The 25,197-nt window shown below is 64.7% G+C and carries 22 protein-coding genes; 16 read left to right on the forward strand and 6 right to left on the reverse strand.

Annotated elements, in window-relative coordinates; translation table 11 throughout:
• The first annotated feature begins 54 nt into the window (after nt 1–54).
• Genes yidC through argB form a run of 4 tightly spaced genes read left to right on the forward strand, consistent with a single transcriptional unit; the run spans nt 55 to nt 4,233 of the window.
• A complete protein-coding gene (gene yidC, locus BM002_RS07240) occupies nt 55–1,926 on the forward strand; it encodes a membrane protein insertase YidC (protein ID WP_092779047.1) in 1,872 nt (623 codons plus the stop codon).
• Entirely contained in the window at nt 1,923–2,657 is a 735-nt protein-coding gene (locus tag BM002_RS07245; RefSeq protein WP_092779049.1) for an MOSC domain-containing protein, read from the forward strand. The genes yidC and BM002_RS07245 overlap by 4 nt, the downstream gene beginning before the upstream one ends.
• Entirely contained in the window at nt 2,654–3,307 is a 654-nt protein-coding gene (gene yihA, locus BM002_RS07250; RefSeq protein WP_092779051.1) for a ribosome biogenesis GTP-binding protein YihA/YsxC, read from the forward strand. The genes BM002_RS07245 and yihA overlap by 4 nt, the downstream gene beginning before the upstream one ends.
• Before the next feature lie 59 nt (nt 3,308–3,366).
• Nucleotides 3,367–4,233 carry an acetylglutamate kinase gene (gene argB, locus BM002_RS07255; RefSeq protein ID WP_092779053.1) on the forward strand — a complete coding sequence of 289 codons (867 nt, stop codon included), beginning with the start codon at nt 3,367–3,369 and terminating at the stop codon, nt 4,231–4,233.
• Nucleotides 4,234–4,267: 34 nt separating this feature from the next.
• Here argB and BM002_RS07260 read toward each other — a convergent pair whose 3' ends face one another.
• Together BM002_RS07260 and BM002_RS07265 are read right to left on the reverse strand one after the other, a co-directional pair.
• A complete protein-coding gene (locus BM002_RS07260; protein WP_092779055.1) occupies nt 4,268–5,545 on the reverse strand; it encodes a DUF3422 family protein in 1,278 nt (425 codons plus the stop codon).
• A 105-nt stretch (nt 5,546–5,650) separates the two neighbouring features.
• Nucleotides 5,651–6,394 carry an SDR family NAD(P)-dependent oxidoreductase gene (locus BM002_RS07265; RefSeq protein ID WP_245749166.1) on the reverse strand — a complete coding sequence of 248 codons (744 nt, stop codon included), beginning with the start codon at nt 6,392–6,394 and terminating at the stop codon, nt 5,651–5,653.
• A 109-nt stretch (nt 6,395–6,503) separates the two neighbouring features.
• Between BM002_RS07265 and BM002_RS07270 the strand changes: the two genes are divergently transcribed.
• The 6 genes from BM002_RS07270 (at nt 6,504) to BM002_RS07295 (ending at nt 13,057) form a co-directional block, all read left to right on the forward strand.
• On the forward strand, nt 6,504–8,078 hold the full coding sequence (locus BM002_RS07270) for a Re/Si-specific NAD(P)(+) transhydrogenase subunit alpha (protein ID WP_092779059.1): 1,575 nt from the start codon (nt 6,504–6,506) through the stop codon (nt 8,076–8,078).
• Between the two features lie 13 nt (nt 8,079–8,091).
• Nucleotides 8,092–9,531 (forward strand): NAD(P)(+) transhydrogenase (Re/Si-specific) subunit beta, encoded by a 1,440-nt coding sequence (locus tag BM002_RS07275; protein WP_092779061.1) that lies wholly within the window; start codon nt 8,092–8,094, stop codon nt 9,529–9,531.
• Nucleotides 9,532–9,638: 107 nt separating this feature from the next.
• Nucleotides 9,639–10,523: a metal ABC transporter substrate-binding protein gene (locus tag BM002_RS07280; protein ID WP_092780413.1), complete on the forward strand. Its 885-nt coding sequence runs from the start codon at nt 9,639–9,641 to the stop codon at nt 10,521–10,523.
• A gap of 5 nt (nt 10,524–10,528) precedes the next feature.
• Nucleotides 10,529–11,401 carry a manganese/iron ABC transporter ATP-binding protein gene (locus BM002_RS07285; protein ID WP_092779063.1) on the forward strand — a complete coding sequence of 291 codons (873 nt, stop codon included), beginning with the start codon at nt 10,529–10,531 and terminating at the stop codon, nt 11,399–11,401.
• Nucleotides 11,394–12,233: a metal ABC transporter permease gene (locus tag BM002_RS07290; protein ID WP_092779065.1), complete on the forward strand. Its 840-nt coding sequence runs from the start codon at nt 11,394–11,396 to the stop codon at nt 12,231–12,233. Before BM002_RS07285 ends, BM002_RS07290 begins: the two co-directional genes overlap by 8 nt.
• Nucleotides 12,230–13,057, forward strand: coding sequence for a metal ABC transporter permease (locus BM002_RS07295; protein WP_092779067.1), 828 nt, complete (start codon nt 12,230–12,232; stop codon nt 13,055–13,057). The genes BM002_RS07290 and BM002_RS07295 overlap by 4 nt, the downstream gene beginning before the upstream one ends.
• A gap of 50 nt (nt 13,058–13,107) precedes the next feature.
• Here BM002_RS07295 and BM002_RS07300 read toward each other — a convergent pair whose 3' ends face one another.
• From BM002_RS07300 to hppD, 3 genes are all read right to left on the reverse strand, one after another.
• Nucleotides 13,108–13,581, reverse strand: a complete 474-nt coding sequence (locus BM002_RS07300; RefSeq protein ID WP_092779069.1) for a hypothetical protein — start codon at nt 13,579–13,581, stop codon at nt 13,108–13,110.
• Between the two features lie 180 nt (nt 13,582–13,761).
• Nucleotides 13,762–14,445, reverse strand: coding sequence for a D-lyxose/D-mannose family sugar isomerase (locus BM002_RS07305; RefSeq protein WP_092779071.1), 684 nt, complete (start codon nt 14,443–14,445; stop codon nt 13,762–13,764).
• Nucleotides 14,446–14,519: 74 nt separating this feature from the next.
• Nucleotides 14,520–15,614, reverse strand: coding sequence for a 4-hydroxyphenylpyruvate dioxygenase (gene hppD, locus BM002_RS07310; protein ID WP_092779073.1), 1,095 nt, complete (start codon nt 15,612–15,614; stop codon nt 14,520–14,522).
• A gap of 141 nt (nt 15,615–15,755) precedes the next feature.
• Here hppD and BM002_RS07315 point away from each other — a divergent pair, with 141 nt between their 5' ends.
• Together BM002_RS07315 and BM002_RS07320 are read left to right on the forward strand one after the other, a co-directional pair.
• Nucleotides 15,756–16,211 carry an Lrp/AsnC family transcriptional regulator gene (locus tag BM002_RS07315; protein WP_092780416.1) on the forward strand — a complete coding sequence of 152 codons (456 nt, stop codon included), beginning with the start codon at nt 15,756–15,758 and terminating at the stop codon, nt 16,209–16,211.
• Between the two features lie 68 nt (nt 16,212–16,279).
• Nucleotides 16,280–18,226, forward strand: a complete 1,947-nt coding sequence (locus tag BM002_RS07320) for a cation:proton antiporter domain-containing protein (RefSeq protein ID WP_092779075.1) — start codon at nt 16,280–16,282, stop codon at nt 18,224–18,226.
• A 76-nt stretch (nt 18,227–18,302) separates the two neighbouring features.
• Here the strand turns inward: BM002_RS07320 and BM002_RS07325 are convergent, their stop codons facing one another.
• Entirely contained in the window at nt 18,303–19,730 is a 1,428-nt protein-coding gene (locus BM002_RS07325) for a Glu/Leu/Phe/Val family dehydrogenase (protein ID WP_245749167.1), read from the reverse strand.
• 231 nt (nt 19,731–19,961) lie between these two features.
• Between BM002_RS07325 and BM002_RS19430 the strand changes: the two genes are divergently transcribed.
• The 4 genes from BM002_RS19430 to dnaG all read left to right on the forward strand — a co-directional run bounded on the left by BM002_RS19430 (nt 19,962) and on the right by dnaG (nt 25,193).
• Nucleotides 19,962–21,725 (forward strand): Tad domain-containing protein, encoded by a 1,764-nt coding sequence (locus BM002_RS19430; RefSeq protein WP_281243809.1) that lies wholly within the window; start codon nt 19,962–19,964, stop codon nt 21,723–21,725.
• Nucleotides 21,726–21,766: 41 nt separating this feature from the next.
• Complete coding sequence (locus tag BM002_RS07335; RefSeq protein WP_092779079.1) at nt 21,767–22,375, forward strand: TadE/TadG family type IV pilus assembly protein; 609 nt, start codon at nt 21,767–21,769, stop codon at nt 22,373–22,375.
• Between the two features lie 12 nt (nt 22,376–22,387).
• Nucleotides 22,388–23,122, forward strand: coding sequence for a TadE/TadG family type IV pilus assembly protein (locus BM002_RS07340; protein WP_092779081.1), 735 nt, complete (start codon nt 22,388–22,390; stop codon nt 23,120–23,122).
• A 115-nt stretch (nt 23,123–23,237) separates the two neighbouring features.
• Complete coding sequence (dnaG, locus tag BM002_RS07345) at nt 23,238–25,193, forward strand: DNA primase (RefSeq protein WP_092779083.1); 1,956 nt, start codon at nt 23,238–23,240, stop codon at nt 25,191–25,193.
• The last annotated feature ends 4 nt before the right edge of the window (nt 25,194–25,197 follow it).

Genomic DNA, 25,197 nt, shown 5'->3' on the forward strand with positions numbered 1-25,197 from the left:
GGGTCAGGTCTGTTGAACGGCGCGCAATTCCCCCCGGCGCGTGACAGGTCTTCGATGGACGATCAAAACAAGAACCTAATCCTTGCCACCGTGCTCAGCGCGCTGGTCATGCTGGTCTGGCTCGTCCTGTTTCCAAGCCCCCCCGCCGAAACCGTCACACCCGATACAACAGCCCCCACCGCCGAGGTCGCGCCCGGCGCCGCCATCCCGCCGGCCGCCGGTGTGCCGGGTGCGGCCGTGCCAACGGGCGTGGCCGTCACGCCCGAGGAAAGCCGTGCCACGGCCATGGCCTCCTCGGTTCGCGTGCCGGTTGAAACCCCGCGCCTGACAGGATCGATCTCCCTCACCGGGGGCCGGATCGACGACATATCGCTCAAGGATTACCGCGAGACGCTGGACGACGACGCGCCGATCGTCACGCTGCTCTCGCCGACAGGTGCCCCGAACCCCTTCTATGCGCTGCACGGCTGGGTTCCCGCAGGCACCCTGGCCGCCGAAGCCGTTCCGACGGCCCAGACGGTCTGGAGCGCCCCCGCCGATGCCTCCCTCACCCCCGACAGCCCCCTCACGCTGACCTGGGACAACGGCGCGGGGCTCGTGTTCCGCCGTGTGATCTCGGTGGACGCCGATTTCATGTTCACGGTCAACCAGAGCGTTGAAAATACCACTGGCGAAAGCGTGTCGCTGGCCCCCTACGGCCTGATCGCGCGCCATGGCGAGCCCGACACCTCGGGCTTTTTCATCTCGCACGAGGGGATCACGGTTCGCGCCGACGGCATCCTGACCGAAATCGATTATGACGAAGTGGTCGACTATGAGGTGAACGCGCTGGAGGCCGGACGGGTCGAGAAGTTCGTGGTCGAAAACCAGGGCTGGATCGGCTTTGCAGACCAGTACTGGATGGCGAGCCTCATTCCCGCCGCGGGAACGGCCTATAGCAGTGTCGTCAAATACGTCGACGGTCGCGACATCTATCAGACCGAAACGCGCCTGCCCGCCATCACGGTGGCACCCGGGGCGACGGCCACGTCGGAAAGCCGCCTGTTCGCCGGAGCCAAGGAATGGGAAACCCTGCGCGCCTATCAGAACGAAGAAGGCGTCGAGGGGTTCGTGGACTCCATCGACTGGGGCATCTTCTTTTTCCTGACCAAGCCGATCTTTGCCGCGCTGCACTGGTTCAACGCGATCATCGGCAACATGGGCATCGCGATCATCCTTTTGACGTTGACGATCAAGGCGATCCTGTTCCCGCTGGCCTACAAATCCTACGTCTCCATGGCCCGGATGAAAGAGCTTCAGCCCGAGATGGAGAAACTGAAGGAGAAGGCGGGCGATGACCGCCAGAAACTTCAGGTCGGGATGATGGAGCTTTACAAGAAGAACAAGGTGAACCCGGCGGCGGGCTGTCTGCCGATCCTGCTTCAGATTCCGATCTTCTTCAGCCTCTACAAGGTGATCTTCGTCACGATCGAACTGCGGCACGCGGCCTTCTTCGGCCCCTTCCAGGACCTGAGCGCGCCCGACCCGACCTCGATCATGAACCTGTTCGGCCTGTTGCCCTTCGCCGCCCCCGACCCCGGCAGCGTCCTGGCACTGGTGTTCATCGGGATCCTGCCGATCCTTCTGGGCATCTCCATGTGGTTCCAGCAAAAGCTGAACCCGGCCCCGACCGACCCAACCCAGGCGATGATCTTCGCCTATCTGCCGTGGGTCTTCATGTTCATGCTGGGCGGCTTCGCGAGCGGTCTGGTGGTCTACTGGATCGCCAACAACACGATCACCTTCGTGCAGCAGTACACGATCATGCTCTCGCATGGGTCCAAGCCCGACCTGTTCGGCAATATCAAGTCGAGCTTCAACAAGAAGAAGTCTGGCCCGGCCAATGATGCCAAGGCTCCATCCAAGGCGCCGGCCAAGAAGAAATGAACCTCGCCTCGATCTGGCGACATCCGATCAAGGCCATCGGGCGGGAGGCCATGACAGAGGTCCAAATGGACCGGTCTCGGTGCCTTCCGCTCGACCGACACTGGGCCGTGACCCACGAAAACACGCGGGACACCGGCCCGGGGTGGGCGAAAAAGGCCAACTTCCTGCGCGGGGTCAGCGGGCCGCAACTCATGGCGGTGACGGCAGAGATGGCGGGCGACGGGGCATCTGTGGTTCTGCGCCATCCCGAGCGGCCCGACCTTTGGGTTAAGCCCGATGCGGATGGGGATGAGCTGATTGCGTGGCTCGATCCGCTCTGGCCCGGCGACCTGCCCCGTCCGACGGGGGTCGCGCGGTGCGACACCGGCTTCACCGACATCCCCGACCCGTGGATTTCGATCCAGAACCACGCAAGCCACCGAGCGGTGGAGCAACGGATCGGCCAGCCGTTGTCGATCCACCGCTGGCGCGGCAACCTCTGGATCGATGACATGGATGTCTGGCACGAGTTCGACCTGATCGGGCGCAGGCTACGCATCGGCCAGGCAGAGCTTCTGATCCAGCAACGGATCACCCGCTGCAAGGCGACGATGGCCAACCCCGACACCGGCCTGCGCGATGCGGACACGCTTGCCGCCCTGCGCAGTTGGGATCATCAGGATTTCGGCGTATATGCCGAAGTGGTGACCGGCGGCGTCATCCGCACCGGCGACTCCGTGGAGATCCTATGAACGTCCTGCCCTTCCCCGAAGCCGAAGCCCCCGACCCCGAATCCGAGGAGCGTGGCCGCAAGCTGTTCGCGACCGGCGGAGAGTTCCTCAAGGGCGTCGTCGCCATGTCCGGCATGCCGCCCTCGGATCGGACCGAGGTCTGCTTTGCCGGGCGGTCGAACGTGGGCAAGTCGACGCTGATCAACGCGCTGACCGGGCGCAAGGCGCTGGCCCGCGCGTCCAACACGCCGGGCCGCACGCAGGAAATCAACTTCTTCACCCTCGCCGACAGCCATTACCTCGTGGACCTGCCCGGCTATGGCTATGCCAACGCGCCCGTGGCCGTCGTCGCCAAGTGGCAGGCGTTGCTCAAGGCCTATCTGTCCGGCCGCCCGTCATTGCGCCGTGCCTTCGTGCTGATCGATGCGCGCCACGGGGTAAAGGCAGTGGACGAGGAGATCATGACCCTGCTCGACCGCTCCGCCGTCCCGTTCCAGACCGTCCTGACCAAGGCCGACAAGGTCAAGGAAGAGGCGCGCGAGGAGTCCCTCGACCGGACGCGCGCCGCCTTGGCCCGCCACCCCGCCGCCTATCCCGAACTGATCGTGACAAGTTCGGAAAAGGGTTGGGGCATCCCGACCCTCCGTTCCGCCATCTGCGACATCGCCTGAACCGGGTGGCATTCCGTCACCGCTTGGGCGACGATCGCTGAACCACAATCGAGACAGCCATGAAGATCAGAGAAGACATGAACCGCGACAACGCCGCCATCGCCCGCACGCTGAACGAAGCGCTTCCCTATCTGCGTCGTTATGACGATGCGATCGTCGTCATCAAGCTCGGCGGTCACGCCATGGGCAGCGACGAGGGCATGGCCAGTTTCGCCCGCGACGTCGTCCTGATGCGGACGGTCGGCATCAACCCGGTCGTGGTCCACGGCGGCGGGCCGATGATCAACCAGTTGCTGGAACGTCTGGGGGTGAAATCGGAATTCGTGCGCGGCAAGCGCGTCACGGACGCCGAAACCATGAGCGTGGTCGAAATGGTTCTGGCCGGCGAGGTGAACAAGCGGATCGTGCAGGCCATCAATTCAGCCGGCGGGCGGGCCGTGGGCCTGACGGGCAAGGACACCGACATGATCGTCTGCACCCAGACGGACCCGGAGCTGGGCTTCGTCGGCACGCCCTCGGAAATCGACCCGCGTCTTCTGGAAAGCCTGCTGCGGGACGAGATGATCCCCGTTCTGGCCCCCATCGGCACGGGCGAGAATGACGAGACGTTCAACATCAACGGCGACACCTGTGCCGGGGCCATCGCCGGGGCGCTCAAGGCCGACCGCCTGCTGCTGCTGACGGATGTGGCGGGGGTCAAGGATGCCTCGGGCGAGGTTGTGACGGCGCTTTCGGCCAAGACGGTGCGCGAATTGACGGAACAGGGCGTGATCGCGGGCGGCATGATCCCCAAGACCGAGACCGCGCTGGAAGCACTCGAAGCCGGGGTGCGCGCCGTGGTCATCCTTGACGGGCGCGTGCCCAATGCCGTGCTTCTGGAGCTCTTCACCAGTCACGGCGCCGGCAGCCTGATCCGCAAGGAATGAATGCCCGGGTCGGGGCCATCGCGCCCCGGCCCGCTCAGCTTTCGACGCGTTTGCGGATGCGGCGGACCACCCACCAGACCCCGGCCACGACCGGCACGACCGCCAATGCCGAGATCATTTCCTTGGACACGTCGAAGCGCGCGCCGAGCGGATAGAAGATCGCCGAGACGAGGCCGAGCGCGTAATAACTGATCGCGACCACCGACAGCCCTTCGACCGTCCGTTGCAGGCGCAGTTGCGTCGCTGCCCGCTCATCCATGGATTTCAACAGGCGGGCGTTCTGTTCTGACCGGTCGACGTTGACCCGCGTCGACAGCAAGTCGCCCGCCCGTTTCGCCCGTTCGGCCAGCGCCTCCATCCGGGCCTGGACCGACCGGCAGGTGCGCATCGCCGGATCGAAGCGGCGCATCATGAATTCGAGGAACGTCTGCCGCCCCCCGAACCGTTCCTCGCGCAGGACCGAGATCCGCTGCTGGACCAGCGCCTCATAGGCCTCCATTGCGCCGAACCGGAAGGACGACCGCGCCAGCATCGTCTCCAGGTCGGACCCGATCGTCAGCAGGCCTTCCAGTGTTTCCTCGGTCTGGGCCTGCCCCTCGCGGAGCGCGCCGACCAGCTCCGAAAGCTCGGTGTCCATCTTGCCAAGGTCGCCCGACAATTTGCGTGCCCGCGGCAGGGCCAGCATGGCCATCGTCTTGTAGGTCTCGATCTCGCAAAGCCGCTGGACGATCCGGCCCACGCGCCGCTCGCCGGTCGTGTCCTTGACGAAGGCGGCAAAGCGGATGTGCCCGTTGGTATCGATGCGGAAATCCGACGCGATCGTCGCGCTGTCGTCCAGCACGCGGCTGACGGCCAGACTTTCGGGCACGAACCAATCATCCAGACGCGTGTTGATTTCCTCCGGCGTCGCCGCGCCCTCCACCCGCAATAGGGCGGAGGTCAGCCGAACACCCGGCGCATCGGCCAGCCAATCTTCGGGAAAGACATCGAACATCGCGCCATCGAACGGGCGATCCGCCACGCCGTCCGAAAACAGGGTGTAGGTCACGAATTCCGTGTGGCTCTCCCACTTCAGGCGGTGCTTGCCCAATTGGCCGAAGAAATGCGTGGCCCCGGGGGCGGGATGGCTGGCCCCGAAACGATCCAGCAGCGCCTCCAGGTGCGCACGGTCCGCAGACCGGTCGCGGTTGGCGGCATCCGTTTCGCGCTTGATGGCGATGAAGGCCGCACGGCACGGCGCGCTCAGGGCCGGAAAGGGCCGCGCGTGCAGTTCATTGGCAAGCTCGTAACGGCGGGGATGATCGCGCAACATCGCAGGCTCCTGTTTGGGCACAGGCGCTTACATAGGTCGCGGATGTGCAATTGCCCCTCGGCGGTATACCGACGCATGGCGGCTTTCGTGTCACGCCCCCGGGCCTCAGTATTCGCCGCCCGAGATCTGGATCGCCTGCCCGTTCACGCTGCGCGCCGCATCCGAGCACAGCCAGAGCGCCGCGCCCGCCACCTCCTCGGGGTCGATCAGCTTGCGATGCGGGTTCTGGCCGACCATCACGCCCTGCGCATCCGCCTGCGACATGCCGGTCCGCGCCATGATCCGCGCGGTGTTTTCCGTGACGATGTCGGTGTCGACATAGCCAGGACACAGGGCGTTGAAGGTCACGCCGCGGCCCAGGTTGTCCGCCGCCAGCCCCCGGATCAGGCCGATCATGCCATGTTTGGACGCGGTATAGGCCGACGCTCCCTTGAGCCCCTTCAGGCCCGCGATCGACGCCACGGCGATGACCCGACCCCAGTCTTCCATGCCCGGAACACAGGCCCGGATAGTGTGAAACGCCCCGTCGAGGTTCGTCGCCATGATCCGCCGCCACAGCTGCGCGTCGGTCTTGGCCAGCGATGCACCCTCGGCGATGCCGGCATTTGCCACGCAGATCTGCACCGGACCGTGGCGCGCCCGTGCCTTCGCCACACCGGCGAGAACCGATGCCTCGTCCGTCACATCCATCGTCACCGCCAGCGCCCCCTCCACACCGGCAAGGGCTGCGGCGCGGCGCCCCGTGACCGTCACGCGCGCGCCCTCGGCCATCAGGGCCACGGCAATCGCGCGCCCGATCCCGGTGCCGCCGCCGGTGACCAAGGCATGGCGTCCATCAAGTTTCCCCAACGTAATTTCCTTCCACGCAATTAAAAGTCGCGGGCTTGCCCATTGCCTTGAGCATCTTTCGCGCCACAGATAAGAGGCGACACTGCCATAGGCTTGGGGAGACATTGCAATGAAGATCGGCGCACCGAAAGAGGTTCACGACGGCGAAGCCCGTGTTGCCATCACGCCCGAAAGCGCGGGCCATCTTCAAAAGCTCGGCCATGAGGTGTTCATCGAGGCCGGTGCCGGCATGTTGGCCGGGTTCACCGATGACGCCTATCGCGCCGCCGGCGTCGAGGTGATGAAGACCGCCGCCACGCTCTTCAAGATGGTCGATGTCGTCGCCAAGGTGCGCCCGCCCACCCCGGACGAGGCCAAGAAACTGACCAAGGGTCAGACGATCATCTCGTTCTTCTACCCCGCGTCGAACGAAAAGCTGATGGATCTGGTCAAATCCAAGGGCGCCACGGCCATCGCAATGGACATGGTCCCCCGCATCTCCCGCGCGCAGAAGATGGACGCGCTGTCGTCCATGGCGAACATCGCGGGTTACCGCGCCGTGATCGAGGCGGGCAACAACTTCGGGCGTTTCTTCACCGGCCAAGTGACGGCGGCAGGCAAGGTGCCCCCGGCCAAGGTTCTGGTGATCGGTGCGGGCGTCGCGGGTCTGGCGGCCATCGGTACCTCCACGTCGCTCGGGGCGATCACCTATGCTTTCGACGTGCGCCCCGAAGTGGCCGAGCAGATCGAAAGCATGGGAGCGGAATTCGTCTTCCTCGAGTTCGACGCCTCCGAATTGCCCGACGGGGCCGCGACCGGCGGCTATGCCCCGCCGTCCTCGCCCGAATTTCAGGCCAAGCAGCTGGCCAAGTTCCGCGAAATCGCGCCCGACATCGATATCGTCATCTGTACCGCGCTGATCCCGAACCGCGCCGCGCCGGTTCTGTGGACCAAGGACATGGTCGAGGCGATGAAGCCCGGATCGGTCATCGTCGATCTGGCCGCCGAACGCGGCGGCAACTGCGAATTGACCAAGGTCGACGAAAAGGTCGTGTCGTCCAACGGCGTGACGATCATCGGCTATACCGACTTCCCCAGCCGTATGGCGACGCAATCCTCCACGCTCTACGGCAACAACATCCGCCACATGATGGCCGACCTGACTCCCGGCAAGGACGGCGCGGTCGTGCACAACATGGAAGACGACGTGATCCGAGGCGCCACCGTCACCCACGAGGGCGAGATCACCTGGCCGCCCCCGCCGCCCAAGGTGGCGGCCATCGCGGTCCAGAAGAAAGAGAAGCCCAAGGAGCTGACGGCCGAGGAAAAGCGCGCGAACGAAATCGCCGCCTTCAAGGCCCAGACCAAGAACCAGGTGACCCTGCTGGCGGCGGGTGGCGCGCTGCTGCTCCTCGTCGGGCTCTATGCGCCCGCCAGCTTCATGCAGCACTTCATCGTCTTCGTCCTGTCGGTCTTCATCGGCTTCCAGGTCATATGGAACGTGTCGCATTCGCTCCATACGCCGCTGATGGCGATCACGAACGCGATTTCGTCGATCATCATCCTGGGCGCGCTCATGCAGATCGGATCGGGGTCGTTCCTCGTGATCCTGCTGGCGGCGCTGTCCGTCTTCATGGCCGGGATCAACATCTTCGGCGGCTTCCTCGTGACACGGCGCATGCTCGCCATGTTCCAGAAATCATAAGGAGGGCCGGGACATGGAATTCGGATTCACCACCGCGGCCTACGTCGTCGCCGCCGTTCTCTTCATCCTGTCGCTCGGCGGTCTGTCGGGTCAGGAAAGCGCCAAGCGCGCCGTCTGGTACGGCATCGCGGGCATGGCGCTCGCCGTCTGCGCCACGCTGATCGGGCCCGGTGCGGGCCTTTGGCTTCTGTCCATCGTGCTGATCGCGCTTGGCGGGGTCATCGGCTACCAACTGGCCACCAAGGTCCAGATGACCCAGATGCCCGAGCTTGTCGCCGCCATGCACAGCCTCGTGGGTCTGGCCGCCGTCTTCGTCGGCTTCATCGCCCATTTCGAAATGGTGCGCGTGGCCGGGATGATCGCCCAGGGCGCGGACCTGTCCGAACTGGGCACCTTCGCCGCGCTCATCGCCAAGAAAACCACGGTCGAGCTGAACATCCTGCGGGTCGAACTGTTCCTCGGCATCTTCATCGGCGCCGTGACCTTCACCGGCTCGGTCATCGCCTACGGCAAACTGGCGGGCAAGGTCGACACGGCCGCCACCAAGCTGCCCGGCGGTCACATGCTGAACGCGGCGGCGGCGGGTGTCTCGCTTCTGGCGCTGATCTGGTACTTCAACACCGGCGGGTTCTTCCCGCTCTTCCTGATGACACTGGCCGCGCTCTTCATCGGCTACCACCTCATCATGGGGATCGGCGGGGCGGACATGCCCGTCGTCGTCTCGATGCTCAATTCCTACTCGGGGTGGGCCGCGGCCGCGATTGGTTTCAGCCTCGGAAATGATCTCCTGATCGTCGTCGGCGCGCTGGTCGGCTCCTCGGGGGCGATCCTGTCGTACATCATGTGCAAGGCGATGAACCGGTCCTTCGTGTCGGTCATCCTGGGCGGCTTCGGCGGCCCGGCAGGTGAGCAGATGGCCGTCGAGGGCGAACAGGTGGCCATCGACGCCGACGGCGTCGCCACCGCACTGAACGAGGCGGACAGCGTCATCATCATCCCCGGTTACGGCATGGCCGTGGCCCAGGCGCAGCAGGCCGTCTCCGAACTGGTCCGCAAACTGCGCGCCAGGGGCAAGAACGTGCGCTTCGCCATCCACCCGGTCGCGGGCCGCCTGCCCGGCCACATGAACGTGCTGCTGGCCGAGGCCAAGGTGCCCTATGACATCGTGCTGGAGATGGACGAGATCAATGACGACTTCCCGGACACGGACGTGGCCATCGTCATCGGCTCCAACGACATCGTGAACCCCGCCGCCCAGGACGACCCCAACAGCCCCATCGCCGGCATGCCGGTTCTGGAATGCTGGAAGGCCAAGCAGGTCTTCGTGTCCAAACGCGGTCAGGGAACCGGCTATTCCGGCATCGAGAACCCGCTCTTCTTCAAGGAAAACACCCGGATGTTCTACGGCGACGCCAAGGCCTCCCTGGATGCGCTGTTGCCCAAGATCGACTGATCCACCTGAGTTATGATGTGACCAAGGGCCGCCCCCACCCGGGCGGCCCTTGACATTTCCGCGCTTTGATCCACTTTGCAAATCATTCTCATTTGCAGGAAACCGGGATGCGCAGCTACTTCGCTCTAGCCTTGGCACTTGTCTTCGCCACCGACGTTCAGGCGCAGGACAGGCTCAAAGTCGTCACCACCTTCACCGTGATCGCCGACATGGCGCAGAACGTCGCGGGGGACGCCGCCGACGTGGTGTCGGTGACGCGGCCCGGAGCCGAGATCCACGGCTATTCCCCCACACCCGGCGACCTGCGCGGGGCCATCGACGCCGACCTGATCCTCTGGAACGGCCTCAACCTGGAGCTTTGGTTCGAGCAGTTCCTGCGCAACCTGGGCGACATCCCCGCCGTCACGGTGAGCGACGGGATCACGCCCATTCCGATTGCCGAAGGCGCCTACGAGGGTCGCGCCAACCCCCATGCCTGGATCGGGGCGGATGCCGCGATGATCTATGTCGACAACATCCGCGACGCCCTGTCGGCGGCCGACCCGGCCAATGCCGCGACCTATGCGGCCAATGCCGAAAGCTACAAGGCGCAGATTTCGGCGGTTCTCGACCCGCTGCGCGCACGCCTGGCCGACATTCCCGAAGACGATCGCTGGCTTGTGACCTGCGAAGGCGCGTTCAGCTATCTGGCCCGCGATCTGGACCTGCGGGAGTTGTACCTCTGGCCGATGAACGCCGATGCCGTCGGCACGCCGCAACAGGTGCGCCGGGTCATCGACACGGTCCGTGAACACGATATTCCGGTCGTCTTCTGCGAAAGCACCGTCAACACCGACCCCGCCCGCCAGATCGCCCGCGAAACCGGCGCGGCCTACGGCGGGGAACTCTATGTCGACAGCCTGTCCGAAGCGGATGGCCCCGTCCCGACCTATCTCGACCTGTTGCGCGTCACCGCCGAGACGGTGGTGAATGGCCTGACGGCGGCGCGGTAGGCGACATGCTCAACAACACCAACGACGGCGGCGGGATCGATGCGACGGGGGTGACGGTCACCTATCGCAACGGCCACACCGCCCTGCGCGATGCCACCTTCCACATCCCGCGCGGCACGGTCACGGCCCTGGTCGGAGTCAATGGCGCGGGCAAATCCACCCTGTTCAAGGCCATCATGGGCTTCGTCCCGGCGTCGCGCGGGGACATCAAGCTGATGGGCCGGTCGGTCCGCGAAGCCCTCAAACAGAACGTCGTCGCCTATGTCCCGCAATCCGAGGAGGTCGACTGGGCCTTCCCCGTCCTCGTCGAAGACGTGGTGATGATGGGCCGCTACGGCCATATGGGACTGCTGCGCCGTCCCCGCGCCGCCGATCATGCCGCCGTGGCCGAGGCCCTGGCCCGCGTCGGCATGTCCGACTATCGCCACCGCCAGATCGGGGAATTGTCGGGCGGTCAGCGCAAGCGCGTCTTCCTGGCCCGCGCCCTGGCTCAGGACGGGCGCGTGATCCTGCTCGATGAGCCCTTCACCGGCGTCGACGTGAAGACCGAGGAGCAGATCATCGCCCTCCTGCGCGAAATGCGCGACGAAGGCCGCGTGATGCTGGTCTCGACCCACAACCTCGGCTCTGTGCCGGAATTCTGTGACCGCACCGTCCTGGTAAAGGGCACGGTTCTGGCCTATGGGCCCACGCCCGAAATCTTCACCCGCGAAAACCTCGAGGCGGCCTTCGGCGGGGTTCTGCGCCACTTCACCCTGGGCGGCTCCGACCTGCACCACGACGACGACAGCGATACCCGCGAGGTCAGGATCATCACCGACGACGAACGCCCCTTCGTCCTTTACGGCGAAAAGCGCGAGACGGACGACGATGCTTGATCCCTTCACCTACCCGTTCATGGTGAATGCGATGTGGGTGTCGGCGCTGGTCGGGGGGGTCTGTGCCTTCCTGTCCTGCTATCTGATGCTCAAGGGCTGGTCTCTCATTGGCGATGCCCTGTCCCATTCGGTCGTGCCGGGCGTGGCCGGGGCCTACCTTCTGGGGTTGCCCTTCGCCTTCGGGGCGTTCCTGTCGGGGGGCCTTGCCGCGCTTGCGATGCTCGTGCTGACCGAACGCAGCGGGCTCAAGTCGGATGTCATCATCGGCATCATCTTCACGTCCTTCTTCGGACTGGGCCTCTTCATGGTCTCGCTCAATCCGATCTCGGTCTCGGTCCAGACGATCACGATGGGGAACATCCTGGCCATCACGCCCGAGGACACGCTGCAACTGGCGCTGATCGGCTTCGTGTCGCTGGCCGTCCTGCTGGCCAAGTGGAAGGACCTGATGGTCACCTTCTTCGACGAAAACCACGCGCGCACCATCGGGTTGAAGCCCGACCTGCTCAAGCTCGTGTTCTTCACACTGCTGTCGGCCTGCGTCGTTGCGGCGATGCAGACAGTCGGCGCCTTTCTGGTGATCGCGATGGTCGTGACGCCGGGGGCCACGGCCTATCTGCTGGTCGACCGGTTCCCGCGCCTGCTGATGCTGTCGGTCGCCATCGGGTCGGGCACGTCCTTCGTCGGGGCCTACCTCAGCTTCTTCGCCAACGGCGCGACGGGCGGCATCATCGTTGCACTCCAGACGGCTATTTTTCTTGTGGCGTTCATTTTCGCGCCCAAGCACGGCCTGTTGGCCAGCCGCAGACGCGCACGGACGGCGGCACCATGATCGAGACTCTGCTTCTGCCGTTCCAATTTCCGTTCATGCAGAACGCCTTCCTGATCTCGCTCATCGTGGCCCCGGCGGCGGCGTTGCTGTCGTGTTTCCTGGTCCTGAAGGGATGGGCCCTGATGGGCGATGCCGTCAGCCATGCGATCCTGCCGGGGGTGGTCATCGCCTATCTCTGGGGCCTGCCGCTGATCGTCGGGGCCTTTGCAGCGGGAATGGGATGTGCCCTGCTGACCGGGTATCTGTCGGAAAACTCCCGCATCAAGCGCGACACCGTCATGGGCGTGGTCTTTTCGGGGATGTTCGCGGTCGGGCTGATCCTTTTCGTGGCGTTCCCAACCGATGCCCACCTCGACCATATCCTGTTCGGGAACATGTTGGGCGTCGGCGGCGACGACATCGTGACGGCCCTCGCCATCTCGGTGCCCGTGGCGCTCATCCTCGCGATAAAATGGCGCGACCTGTTGCTCCACGCGTTCGATCCCGCGCAGGCGCAGGCATCGGGCCTCAACACGCAACTTCTGCATTACGGATTGCTCACGATCCTGTCGCTGACGGTGGTCGCGGTGCTCAGCTCCGTGGGCCTGATCCTTGCCGTTGCCCTTCTGGTGACTCCGGGGGCGGTGGCCTTCCTGCTGACACGCAGCTTCGGCTGGATGCTCATCACGGCTGTGGTCGTCTGCCTTGGCGGCATGATCGGCGGCGTCTACGCCAGCTTCTGGCTCAACAGCGCGCCTGCCCCGACGGTCGTTCTGATGCTTTCCGCGGCCTTCCTAGCCGCCTTCGCCCGCCGCCGCTGGCAGATCGCGCGGACCTCGGCCTGAACGAAAAAGGCCGCCCCGAAGGGCGGCCATTACTCGTTAACAGAATTGGATTACATCGAAAGGATGGCTTCGATGTCCTGTGCGTCCGTGCTGCCGTTCGACGACGTCGCAAGGAAATACAGTTCGGCCACCTGTGCGTCGGTCAGGGTCGAGGCGTCGACTTCAAAGCCTTCACTCGTGAGGAAATTCTGAACCGAGGTGACGATCGAATTCTCGCCTTCGTAGACCATGAAGTCACCTTCGACGGCCGCAGCGCGGCGGGTCTCGACGGCTGCCGACATCGGGCTTTCGTCGGCCAGCACGGCTTCGATGCGGTTGCGCTTCGTGCTTCCGTCGTCGGTGGAGGTTGAGGCGAGATAGATCTCGATGACTTGCTGGTCGTTCAGCTGCTCGATGGTGTAATCGGAGTATTCGGTCTCCAGCACCTGCTCGACTTCCGCCACGATGGTCGGCGATACGCCGGTATAAGCGAAGGCCGATGTGGCGGTCAGAGTGGCAGCGGCGATAATTCCAAAGCGGGTCATGTGTGTTCCTTTCAGTCTCTCAGAGAAGAGCGCTGTCGTTTGCGTCTTCGATGCAGAAAGAATGCGCGGACCCGCCCAAAGGTTGCCGAAATTTGGAAAATTTAATTCGGGAACCAAAGGGGGATCACGCGCGTTGCCAGCGCCCCCAAAATGCCCGGACGAAATCCGCCGACCGCAGGGTCACAGGAACTTGGCGTAATCGCTGGCCAGAAGGTGCCGCGGCGCCTCGTCTTCCTCGATCTCGGCAAAGCGACCGATGCGTTCGCGGAACCAATTGTCGGTGTCGTCGTCGTTGACGGTGCTGACCTCTCCGATCAACACATCGCCCCCCTCGCCCCAGAAGGCATGCCAGTCGCCCGGCATCAGCGTCACGCTCTCACCCGGCGCTAGGCGCAGAACCTCGCCCGGCGCAAAGTCCCGCCGGATGCCGTCACAGAACACAGTCCCCCCGGCCCCGGCATCAAAGGAGCCGTCCGCCGCCGAGCCGAACATCTCGATGGCGAGCGTCGCACCCCCCCGGTTGATGATATCCTCGGCCTTGAGCCAGTGGCGGTGCATCGGGCTCAGCTGATCGTGGCGCGAGATCATGATCTTTTCGGCATAGCACATACCGCCGCCCCGCTTCAGATCGGCCTGCCGGCCGTTGCGCGTGGTGAACAGGAACAGCCCCATCTCCCGGAACCGGCCCTGGCCGTAGTCGGTGATGTCCCACCCGAACTTGCCGTCGATCAGGGGCTGGATGTCGCCGCGCCGCGCCCGCATCTGGTCGGGCGTCCAATAGGCGAAGGGCGGCAGGACGTAGCCGAAAGACCGGATGAATTCGTCCGCCGCCGCCATGATGTCGTTGATCTCGGATCGTTTCATCGACGCCCCCCTGTCGGAGTAGTGCCGCGCCGTCGCCGGGAAATCCAGTCCGTCATCCCTGCGCGGACCCGATGTCAAGAAGCCTTCAGCACACCGCGCGCGATCTGATCGGCCTCGATGCTCTCGAACAGCGCCTTGAAGTTGCCCTCCCCAAAGCCGTCGTCGCCCTTGCGCTGGATGAACTCGAAAAAGATCGGGCCGATGCAGGTCTTCGAGAAGATCTGCAACAGGATGCGGGTCTCGCCGCCGCCCACCACGCCCTCGCCGTCGATCAGGATGCCATGCGCTTCCATCCGGTCCAGCGGCTCCTGATGGTCGGTCACGCGGTCGCGGCTCAACTCGTAATAGGTCGCGGGCGGCTTCGGCATGAAGGTCACGCCATTGGCCGCAATCGCATCGACGGCCGCATAGATGTCCTTGGCGCCCACGGCGATGTGCTGGATCCCCTCACCCTTGTAGCGCTTGAGGTATTCGACGATCTGCCCGGTCTCGCCCCGATCCTCGTTGATCGGGATGCGGATGCGACCGCAGGGTGAGGTCAGCGCCCGGCTCAGCAGGCCCGAATGCTTGCCCTGAATGTCGAAGAACCGGATTTCGCGGAAGTTGAACAGATCGCCGTAAAAGCGGAACCAGACATCCATGTTCCCCTTGTGCACGTTATGCGTCAGGTGATCGAGGTAGTGGAAGCCCACGCCCTCGGGATGGGCCTGCCCGATCCAGTCGAACTCCGCATTGTAGGGCGAGGCGTCGCGATACTGGTCAATGAAATAGATCAGGCTGCCGCCGATCCCGACGATGGCGGGCACATCCATCGCCTTGCCCGGGCCGTCATAGGCCGTGGCCCCCTTCGACACCGCATGGCGGAATGCATGCTGCGCGTCGGCGACACGCCACCCCATCGACGGCGCACAGGGGCCATGTTCGGCGACAAATTCCATGGCGTGGCTGCCGGGTTCGGCGTTGATCAAATAGGTGATGTCGCCCTGCTGCCAGACCTCGATGGCCTTGGTGCGGTGCGTGGCCACATGGGCATAGCCCTGACGTGTGAACAGCGCGCGCAGGGCGTCGGGGTCCTCGTGGGCGAACTCGACGAATTCGAACCCGTCGGTTCCCGCCGGATTGGCCTCGGTGATTTCGGCATAGGGGGCGTGATGCGGGAAGGGACCCATGGCTGACTCCTGTCTGTTATTCTCCCCTTTTCGCATGAGATCGCCGCAGGACGTGCGCAAATCCGGCCTGTCGGCAAGGCCGGATGCGCGCAGACGGCATTCATGCTATTAATCACGCAACGAACCCGCATGGACTCAAAGATGCTCGACGATATTGACCGCAAACTTCTCCATTTGCTCCAGACCGACGCAAGCCAGACGTCCGAGGCGCTCAGCCAGCGCCTCCACCTCTCGGCCAGCCAGATCAGCCGCAGGCGTGCCCGGCTGGAGGTGTCCGGCGTGATCCGCGCGACCGTCGCGCGGCTCGATCCGGCGAAACTCGATCTCGATGTGCAGGCCTTCGTGCAGGTGGAAATGGCCAGCCAGTCTCCCGACGTGGCCCGGGCCTTCCTGCGCCTGCTCACGGACGAACCGCGGGTGACCTCGGTCTGGACGCTGACGGGTCAGGCCGACTACCTGCTGCGCGTGTGGTGCGCGGACCTGGCACAGCTCAACGACCTGATCCACCGCGTCCTGTTGCCCCATCCCGCCGTCGCCCGCGTCCAGAGCCAGATCGTCATGGATCAACCCAAACGCGACGCCCCCCTGCCGGTCTAGGTCTTGGTTCGGTCGTCGCCCATCAGCACGGTTGTGGGGCGGCATCAAACCCGGCTAGACCGAACGGCATGGAGTCCTTTCTGTTTCAAGCAGCTATCTATCTGGCGGCGGCCGCGCTCTGCGTGCCGCTGGCGGTCCGGTTCGGCCTCGGCTCGGTCCTGGGGTACCTGGTCGCGGGCGTCCTGATCGGGCCCATCACTGGCCTCGTGGGGTCCGAGACGGAAAGCCTTCAGCATTTCGCCGAATTCGGCGTGGTCATGATGCTGTTCCTCATCGGTCTGGAACTGGAGCCGAAGGCGCTTTGGGACATGCGGCGGCGCTTGTTGGGCCTGGGCTTTGGTCAGGTTGTGCTGACCGTCGGGGTCGTCATGGCGGCCGCGATGTTCTTCGGCTTCGCCTGGCAACCGGCCCTGGGCATCGGCATGATCTTTGCGCTCAGCTCCACCGCCATCGTCATGCAGACGCTCGAGGAGAAGGACCTGACCTCCACCCGGGGCGGCAGATCGGCGTTTTCGGTTCTGCTGGCGCAGGACATCGTCGTGATCCCGATGCTGGCGATCATGCCGCTGCTGGCCGTCGGCTCCATGACCGGCAATGCCGGGTCCGGCGGCGACGGCCACGGCGGCGAAGCGGCCCCGATGGGCGACGGCGAAAGCGCGCGGATGGTGGCCGAGGTCACCACCTGGGTCAGCAGCCTGCCCGGTTGGGGCGCGGCGCTCGCCACGGTCGGGGCGGTGGCGATCGTGATCCTGGGCGGGCACTATCTGACGCGGCCGATGTTCCGCTTTGCCGGACATGCCCGTCTGCGCGAGATGCATACCGTCGTCTCGCTACTCTTCGTGATCGGCGTCGCCGTGCTGATGTCGCTGGTGGGCCTGTCGCCCGCGCTTGGCACGTTCCTGGCCGGTGTGGTGCTGGCCAACTCGGAATTCCGGCACGAACTCGAGGCCGATATCCAGCCGTTCAAGGGCCTGCTTCTGGGCCTGTTCTTCATCACCGTCGGCGCCGGGATCGACTTCGGCACCCTCGCCGGCGCACCATTCGTCGTGCTGGCCATCGTGGTCAGCCTGATGGTCGCCAAGGGTGTGATCCTTTATCTGTTGGCGGTCTTCGCGCGGCTGAAGGGGCGGGATCGCGTGCTCTTCACGCTGAGCCTGGCGCAGGCGGGCGAATTCGGTTTCGTCCTGTCGTCGGTCGCCTTGCAGGACGGGGTCATCGCGCAGGAAGTATCGGACATCCTGCTGCTGTCGATTGCTCTGTCGATGCTGCTGACGCCGCTTCTCTTCATCGCCTACGAACGGATTTCCGCGCACAAGAGCGTGGACGACGCCGAGCAGGACGACGACATCGACGAACAGGCCGAGGTCATCATCGCCGGTGTCGGGCGCTTCGGCCAGGTCGTGCACCGCATGTTGCAGGGTGCGGGCCTGCGGTCGGTCGTTCTGGACCGGGACATGGACACCATCCAGTTGCTGCGCAAATTCGGGATCAAGACCTATCTGGGCGATCCGACCCGGCCCGAACTTCTGGAGGCGGCGGGGATCTCGAAGGCGAAGGTCATCGTCGTGGCGCTCGACAACAAGACCGACGCGATCCGTCTGGTCCGCATGGCCAAGGAAGCGAACCCCGACATCCACGTCGTCGCCCGCGCCTATGACCGGGTCCATGTCTATGAGCTGTATCGCGCGGGGGCCGATCAGATCGTGCGGGAAATGTTCGACTCGAGCCTGCGTGCGGGGCGTTATGTGCTGGAACAGATGGGCTGGTCCGAGACCGACGCCTATGAAGCGCGCGACGCGTTCTTCCGGCATGACCGTCAGGCGATGCTGGAATTGGCCAAGCTTTGGGAGCCGGGTGTCCCGATCACAGACAACTCTGCCTATGCCGAAAAGGCGCGCGAGTTCAGCAAGGGGCTGGAGAACGCCCTGCTGACGCGCTTTGGCGAGGATGCGGAGGCCGCCGAGGCGGCCAAGCAAGCAAACCGTTCCGACGACGACAAATCCGAGGCGTCATAATCGGGGTGTCAGGGTTACCCGTGGGTAACCCTTTCTGATATATTAATAAAATGGGGAAACGCGCGCTGCCCCGCAGTCAGAGGCCCTTGGCCTGATAGCTGGCCGCAATTCGCCCGATGGAGACGATGAAGCCCGCAGTGCGCAGGTCGGTGACATCGTCACGGGCGTGCCAGACCTCCCGCATGGCGCCGTAAGCCGCACGCATCGTGTCGTCGAGACCCGAGCGCACCAGTTCCAGCTCGCCCGCGCCGCGCAGGTAGTTCGACTTGAAATCGTCCGACAGCTTCCACGGCACCGCCGTGTTGGCCGACAGGCGCTCCAACTCGTCCACCAGAGCCTGGTGACGGGCTTCCTCGGCCCGGCGCTCCATGCGGCCGAAACGGATGTGCGACAGGTTCTTGACCCATTCGAAATAGCTGACCGTGACGCCGCCCGCGTTGGCATAGAGGTCGGGGATGATGACGCAGCCCCGTTCCGCAAGAATGTCATTGGCCTGCGACGTGACCGGGCCATTCGCCGCCTCGATGATGAGGGGGGCCTTGATGGCCTTGGCGTTGCCTTCGTGGATGACCCCTTCGAGCGCGGCGGGGATCAGGATGTCGCACTCCGCCTCGAGCAGCTTGTTGCCGTCGGCCTCATAGGTGGCGCCGGGGAAGTTCTTTACCCCGCCGGTCTCGACGATGTGGGCGCGCAGGGCGTCGATATCGAGGCCGCTGTCCAACATGACCGCACCGTCCCGCTCGATCACCGCGATGACCTTGGAGCCGTCTTCCTGGCTGAGGAACTTGGCGGCATGAAAGCCCACGTTGCCGAGGCCCTGCACCACGATCCGTTTGCCGTCGAGCGTGCCGGTCAGGCCCGCGGCGGCCTTGTCTTCGGGGTGGCGGAAGAATTCGCGCAGGGCGTATTGCACACCCCGTCCCGTCGCCTCGACCCGGCCCGCGATACCGCCCGCGTTCAGCGGCTTGCCGGTGACGCAGGCGCGGCCGTTGATGTCGGTGGTGTTCATGCGCTGATATTGATCGGAGATCCACGCCATCTCCCGCTCGCCCGTGCCCATGTCGGGGGCGGGCACGTTCTGGGCCGGGTTGATCAGGTCGCGCTTGATAAGCTCATAGGCGAACCGGCGGGTGATCAGCTCAAGCTCATGCGGGTCCCACTGGGTCGGATCGATGCAGAGACCGCCCTTGGAGCCGCCGAACGGCGTCTCGACCAGGGCACATTTGTAAGTCATCAGAGCAGCCAGCGCCTCGACCTCGTCCTGATGGACGGCGAGGGAGTAGCGGATGCCGCCCTTCACGGGCTCCATGTGTTCGGAGTGAACCGAACGGTACCCGGTGAAGGTGTGGATGGACCCCCGAAGGCGGACGCCGAACCGCACCGTATAGGTCGCGTTGCAGACCCGGATCTTTTCGACCAGGCCGGGGCGCAGGTCCATCAAGGCGACGGCCTTGTCGTACATCGCGTTGACCGAGGCGCTGAAACCGCCGTGTTGTTGAGCCATTTTCCAATTTCCTCCCTTAGGTGCGCCAATTCCAAGAGGGCGCACCCCGGAAGGTATCTGCCCCGTTTGGAAACGACGCAACCAAGAACAGGGAAGTGTTTAAATTGGCTGAACAATGCCTTTTTTTTACCCTAATCCTGCCTGCCGGACACCGCGTTCGCGATTGATAAAAATTGCGACGACTCACCAGTCGGGGAGTCCGAATCCGTTTTTGAGAGAGTGATGTCTGCCATGTCATGCCGCCCAGGAATTAAAACCCACCGAGGCCAATTGGCCAGCTCCGTCTCATCGTTCCACACGAAGGAAGACGGAAGCCTTACAATTTTCGGCCTTATCATGTTCTTCTTGATGATGGTCGGCGCGGGCGTCGCGCTGGACATCATGCGAGCCGAAGTCGCGCGAACCGATCTGCAGAATGCGGTCGACCGCGCGGTGCTGTCCGCCGCTTCCAAGAAGCAGACCCGCGACGCCGAGACGGTGGTCAAGGACTTCGTCCGCGCCGCTGGCCTAGACCCGGATACGGTGTCGGTCGATTCATACGACGACGGCTCCCTGCGCCGGGTCTCCATCGCGAGCGAGAGCCGGACCAACAGTCTGTTCCTCGATCTTCTGGGCGTCGACGAGCTGGTGCAGCCGATCTCGAGCGAGGCCCGCGAGGTGCGCACCGAACTGGAGCTGTCGCTCGTCCTCGACATCTCGGGATCCATGGGCGGCGCAAAGATCAACTCGCTGCGGTCCGCCGCATCGTCCTTCGTCGACGAACTCTTGGACGGTCGCGAGGACCTGACCAGCATCTCGCTGGTCCCCTACAACGACCGCGTGAACGCAGGCTCGGTTGTGGCGAATGTCTTCAATCTGACCGACGAGCACACGCTGTCGAACTGCGTCGTCTTCTCGGACGCGGAATTCCAGCGTCTCGATCAGCCGGACGGCACCGAGTTGCAGCGGATGGGTCACTTCGACTTCCGCACCAGCTACAACGACGGCAATCCGGCCGGCCTTGTGACCAACCCCAACTGCGTGACCGGCGAATACGGCGCGATCGTGCCATGGTCCAATGACGTCACCCTGCTCCAGAACCGCATCGCGGGCCTGGGCGCCAGCCATTGGACCGCGATGGACCTGGGCGTGAAGTGGGGCACCCTGCTGCTCGACCCGTCGTCGCGCGACGAGCTGCTGACGATGAACACCTCGGCCGATGTCCCCGATGAGCTGCGCGTCGACTCTGAATTCCTGGGTCGGCCGGCAGACTATCGTCAGGCCGGCACCGACAAGGTTCTGGTCGTGATGACCGACGGCGTGAACACCACCCAGTGGGACCTCAAGCCGTCGCGCAAGAGCGGACCTTCGGCCATCTATGTCGAGCGTGTCTGCGTCGGCAACTGCACCGACCTGCCGGATGTGGCCGCGGGCGAAGCGCCCAATGGCAATACCTTCGGTGCGAAGGGTCTGGGCTGCGGCACGCGGACGGTCGCGACCGCCGAGTTCTATGACCAGTGCCGGGCACAGTTCGACGACGACGTCGATGGCAATTGGGAAATCCGCTATTCGGTCTATTCCCCGGCCCGTCCGAACTCGAACAAGTTCTGGCGCGATGCGACCAACTCCTGGGCCAACAGCCCGCAGGGTGGCAACAACGCCGTGCGCCTCGACTGGGCGGAAGTCTTCGGCTCGATCTCGATGAGCACCTTGGCCAACGAGATCATGGCCGGCTCGCACTACGATACCCGGGTCGATTACTTCTACTCCTGGGAATCAACCCACGGTCAGTCGCGCGCGGACAACAACCTGTCCAACATCTGCGCAAGGGCCCGGGCGCAGGGTGTGGTGATCTTCACCATCGCCTTCCAGGCTCCGCAGGCCGGACAGGACGCGATGCGCGACTGCGCGGGGGCAGGCAACCAGTCGAAGTACTTCGATGTGGCCGGCCTCGACATCGAAACCGCCTTCGACGACATCCTGGCTTCGGTCACCCGTCTGAGGTTGTCGCAGTGACCCGGCCCCTTCCCTTCCCGCGTCCGGGCCGGACTTCCGTGATGTCCCGGATCTGGTCCCGCCTGACGGCGGCAATCCTGGGGCGGCTCGACGCCGCCCTGGGCCTGCCCCGGGCCGCGCGCGAAGCGGGGGGGCTCACGGTCGAATTCGTCATCCTGCTGCCCGCCTTCCTGATGGTCTTCATCTCGTCGTTCGAGGCAAGCATCTTCCTGACGCGCCAGATCATGATCGAACGCGCCGTGGATATCGCCGTCCGCGAAATCCGGCTCGACTCCAACAGCACCGTGACCCAGGGCCAGTTGCGCCGGAAAATCTGCCAGCACGTGCGGGTCGTGAGCAATTGCGAACTGGACCTGCTGGTGGAGCTGACGGAAATCAGCCCGACCAACTATGCGGTGCCCACGTCGGACACGCCTTGCGTAAACCGCCTGACATCCGTCGTGCCGCCGCCCGACTACGTCGAGAACCGTGCCGGCCGGATGATCATGCTGCGGGCTTGTTACTCGGCCGAACCGCAGCTGCCGTTCACGACGATGACGACCAATACACTCTACCGGACCAACACCCTCGGCTCCTATCTGGTGGCCGACAATGAGGATGGCTCGATCCGGACCGTCACATCGACCATCTTCGTGGTCGAAAGCAACTAAGGAACGATTGACATGAAATTCCCGTTCCGGTTCCGCCTGCGCCCCACGCCCAAAACCCGCTTCGACCGCGACGAGCGTGGTTCGATGTCGATCGAGACGGTTCTGACGCTGCCGCTGATGATCCTGATGTTCATCATTGGCTACCAGTATTTCGACGCCTACCGCCGTGAAGTCGCGATCACCAAGGCAAGCTATGCCGTCGCGGACCTGCTGTCGCGGCGCCAGGACCTGGTGACGCCGTTCGATCTGGAAGGTCTGACCACGGTGTTCGAGACGCTGACCTTCTCGACCGACGAACGCACCTACATGCGGTTCAGCGAAGTGCGCCGCGAGGCCGGCGGCGGCCTTAAGGTCATCTGGTCCTATGCCACCGACGAACAGCTGGCGCTGAACGACCTGCGGGTGCAGGCCTATCTGAGCAAGATCCCCCGACTTGCCGTCAACGAACGCATCCTTCTGGTCGAAAGCTTCACCTACGACAGCCCGCGCTTCGGCACGACGTTCAATCAGTTGATCCAGTCCCGTTCCGAAACCGATGCGGCCGGCAACCCGCGCTTCACCGTCGGGCTCGAGGACCGCATCATCAGCAACATCGTCCCGATCAGCGCGCGCTACGATGCCCGGATCGCCTTTGCCCCGGAAGGCGAGGAAGGCGATGACGTGACGGTCAACAACACCGATTGCGACGACGAAATCGTGCCGGTGGATGGCGAGGAACTGGTCGGCGCGGGCAATTGCACCGACTGATGCCGCGCCCTTGTGCCGACGCCTGACCGACGACCTCGCCCAACCGGCGGGGTCTTTCGCTTATGGCGGGTCGCCCCCTCTCGACTCTGGCTGCTGGCGCCCCGATATTGTGGCGATGCGCCTGCCCGACAGTTTCCTCGACGACCTCCGCAACCGGCTGAGCCTTTCGGCTGTGGTCGCGCGCAAGGTGACGTGGGACATGAAGAAGACCAATCAGGCCAAGGGCGATTGGTGGGCCCCCTGCCCCTTCCATCAGGAAAAATCGGCCAGCTTCCATGTCGATGACCGGAAGGGGTTCTATTACTGCTTCGGCTGTCAGGCGAAGGGCAACGTGTTCGGCTTCGTGCAGGAAACCGAGAACGTGGGCTTCATGGAAGCGGTGGAGATCCTGGCGCGCGAGGCCGGGATGCCCATGCCCGCCCGCGACCCCCGCGCCGCCGAAAAGTCCGACCATCGCAGCAAGCTGGCCGAGGTGGCCGAGATGGCGGCCAAGTGGTTCCGCCTGCAACTGTCGACCGGGGCCGCCTCGGCCGCGCGCGACTATCTGGACCGACGTGGCCTGACGCCCGCCACGCTGGAGCGGTTCGAGATCGGCTTTGCGCCGGATGCCTCGGACGCCCTGCTGCGGGCGCTGACCGACAAGGGCATCGCGTTCGACCTGATCGAAGGGGCGGGTCTGGCCGTGCCGCCCGAGGACGGGCGCGCCGCGCGCGACCGCTTCATCCACCGCATCATCTTTCCGATCCGCGACGGGCGCGGGCGCTGCATCGGGTTCGGCGGGCGGGCGATGAACCCCAACGCCAAGGCCAAGTATCTGAATTCGCCCGAGACGGCGCTCTTCGACAAGGGGTCGAACCTCTACAACCTGGGGCCCGCGCGGACGGCTGCGGGCAAGGGTCAGCCGCTTGTGGTGGCCGAGGGCTATATGGATGTCATCGCGCTCCACCAGGCCGGATTCGAGGCGGCAGTCGCCCCGCTTGGCACCGCCGTGACCGAACGACAGCTGGCGCTCCTCTGGCGGATCACGCCCGAACCGTTGATCGCGCTTGACGGTGATGCGGCGGGTCAGAGGGCCGGTTTGCGCGTCGCCGATCTTGCCCTGCCGCTGATGGAGGCGGGACAGGCGCTGCGATTCGCGATCCTGCCCGAAGGACAGGACCCCGACGACCTGATCCGCGCCAAGGGGCCGCAGGCGATGCAGGACATCCTGGACGACGCCCGCCCGATGATTTCCCTGCTCTGGCAGCGCGAGGTGGCCGGGAAATCCTTCGACAGCCCCGAGCGGCGCGCCATGCTGGACCGGACTCTGCGCGAGGTGTTGCGGCGCATCAGGGACCCGTTCCTCCGGCGTCATTACGGCGACGAAATCGCGCGGCTGCGCGGTGATCTCTTCGGCGTCGCCCCGCGCGACATGGCCCCGCAGAATAGCGGGCGCGGCGATCGTCCGTGGACCCCGAACTGGACCCCGGGCCGCAAATGGCAGCCACCTCCGCAGGCAACGGCGACCGCGCGCGGGTCCGCCCTGGCCTCGGGCAACGCGAACCCCGACGCGATGCTGGAACAGGTCGCGCTGGCCGGGCTGATCGTCCACCCCGCCCTTCTGTCCGAGTTCACGCCGGATCTGGAGGCAGCGAACTGGTCGCGCGACGATCACGCCGAAATCGCGGGCATTCTGCTGGCTTCGGAAACGGGTATAGACCTGCGCGACAAAGTGGCGGCCCGGATCGGGGAAGAAGACCTTGAAACCCTTCTTGGTCAGGGCCATCTCCGAGTCTCGCCTGTGTTGCGGTCCGAGGATGGGGCACGGCGCTGCGTGCGCGACGCGCTGAACAAACTGGCGGCGCGCCGAGGTGCCGATCGCGAGCGGCGGGAGGCGATGGAGGATTTCGCGGATGATACCGCCGACGAAGCTGTGATGTGGCGGCTTGCCGAAGCGACGCGCCGCAGGGATGCCGCGGCCCGCAGCGGCGGTTCCGACGACGACGGCCCCGGCGATGACGATGCGGCGGACAAGGATTACCTGCAGGGCCTTCTGGACACGAAGGTCTGGGAAAAGACGAAGAAAAAGTGATTCG

This window comes from Jannaschia pohangensis, assembly GCF_900113875.1.
GTDB lineage: Bacteria > Pseudomonadota > Alphaproteobacteria > Rhodobacterales > Rhodobacteraceae > Jannaschia > Jannaschia pohangensis.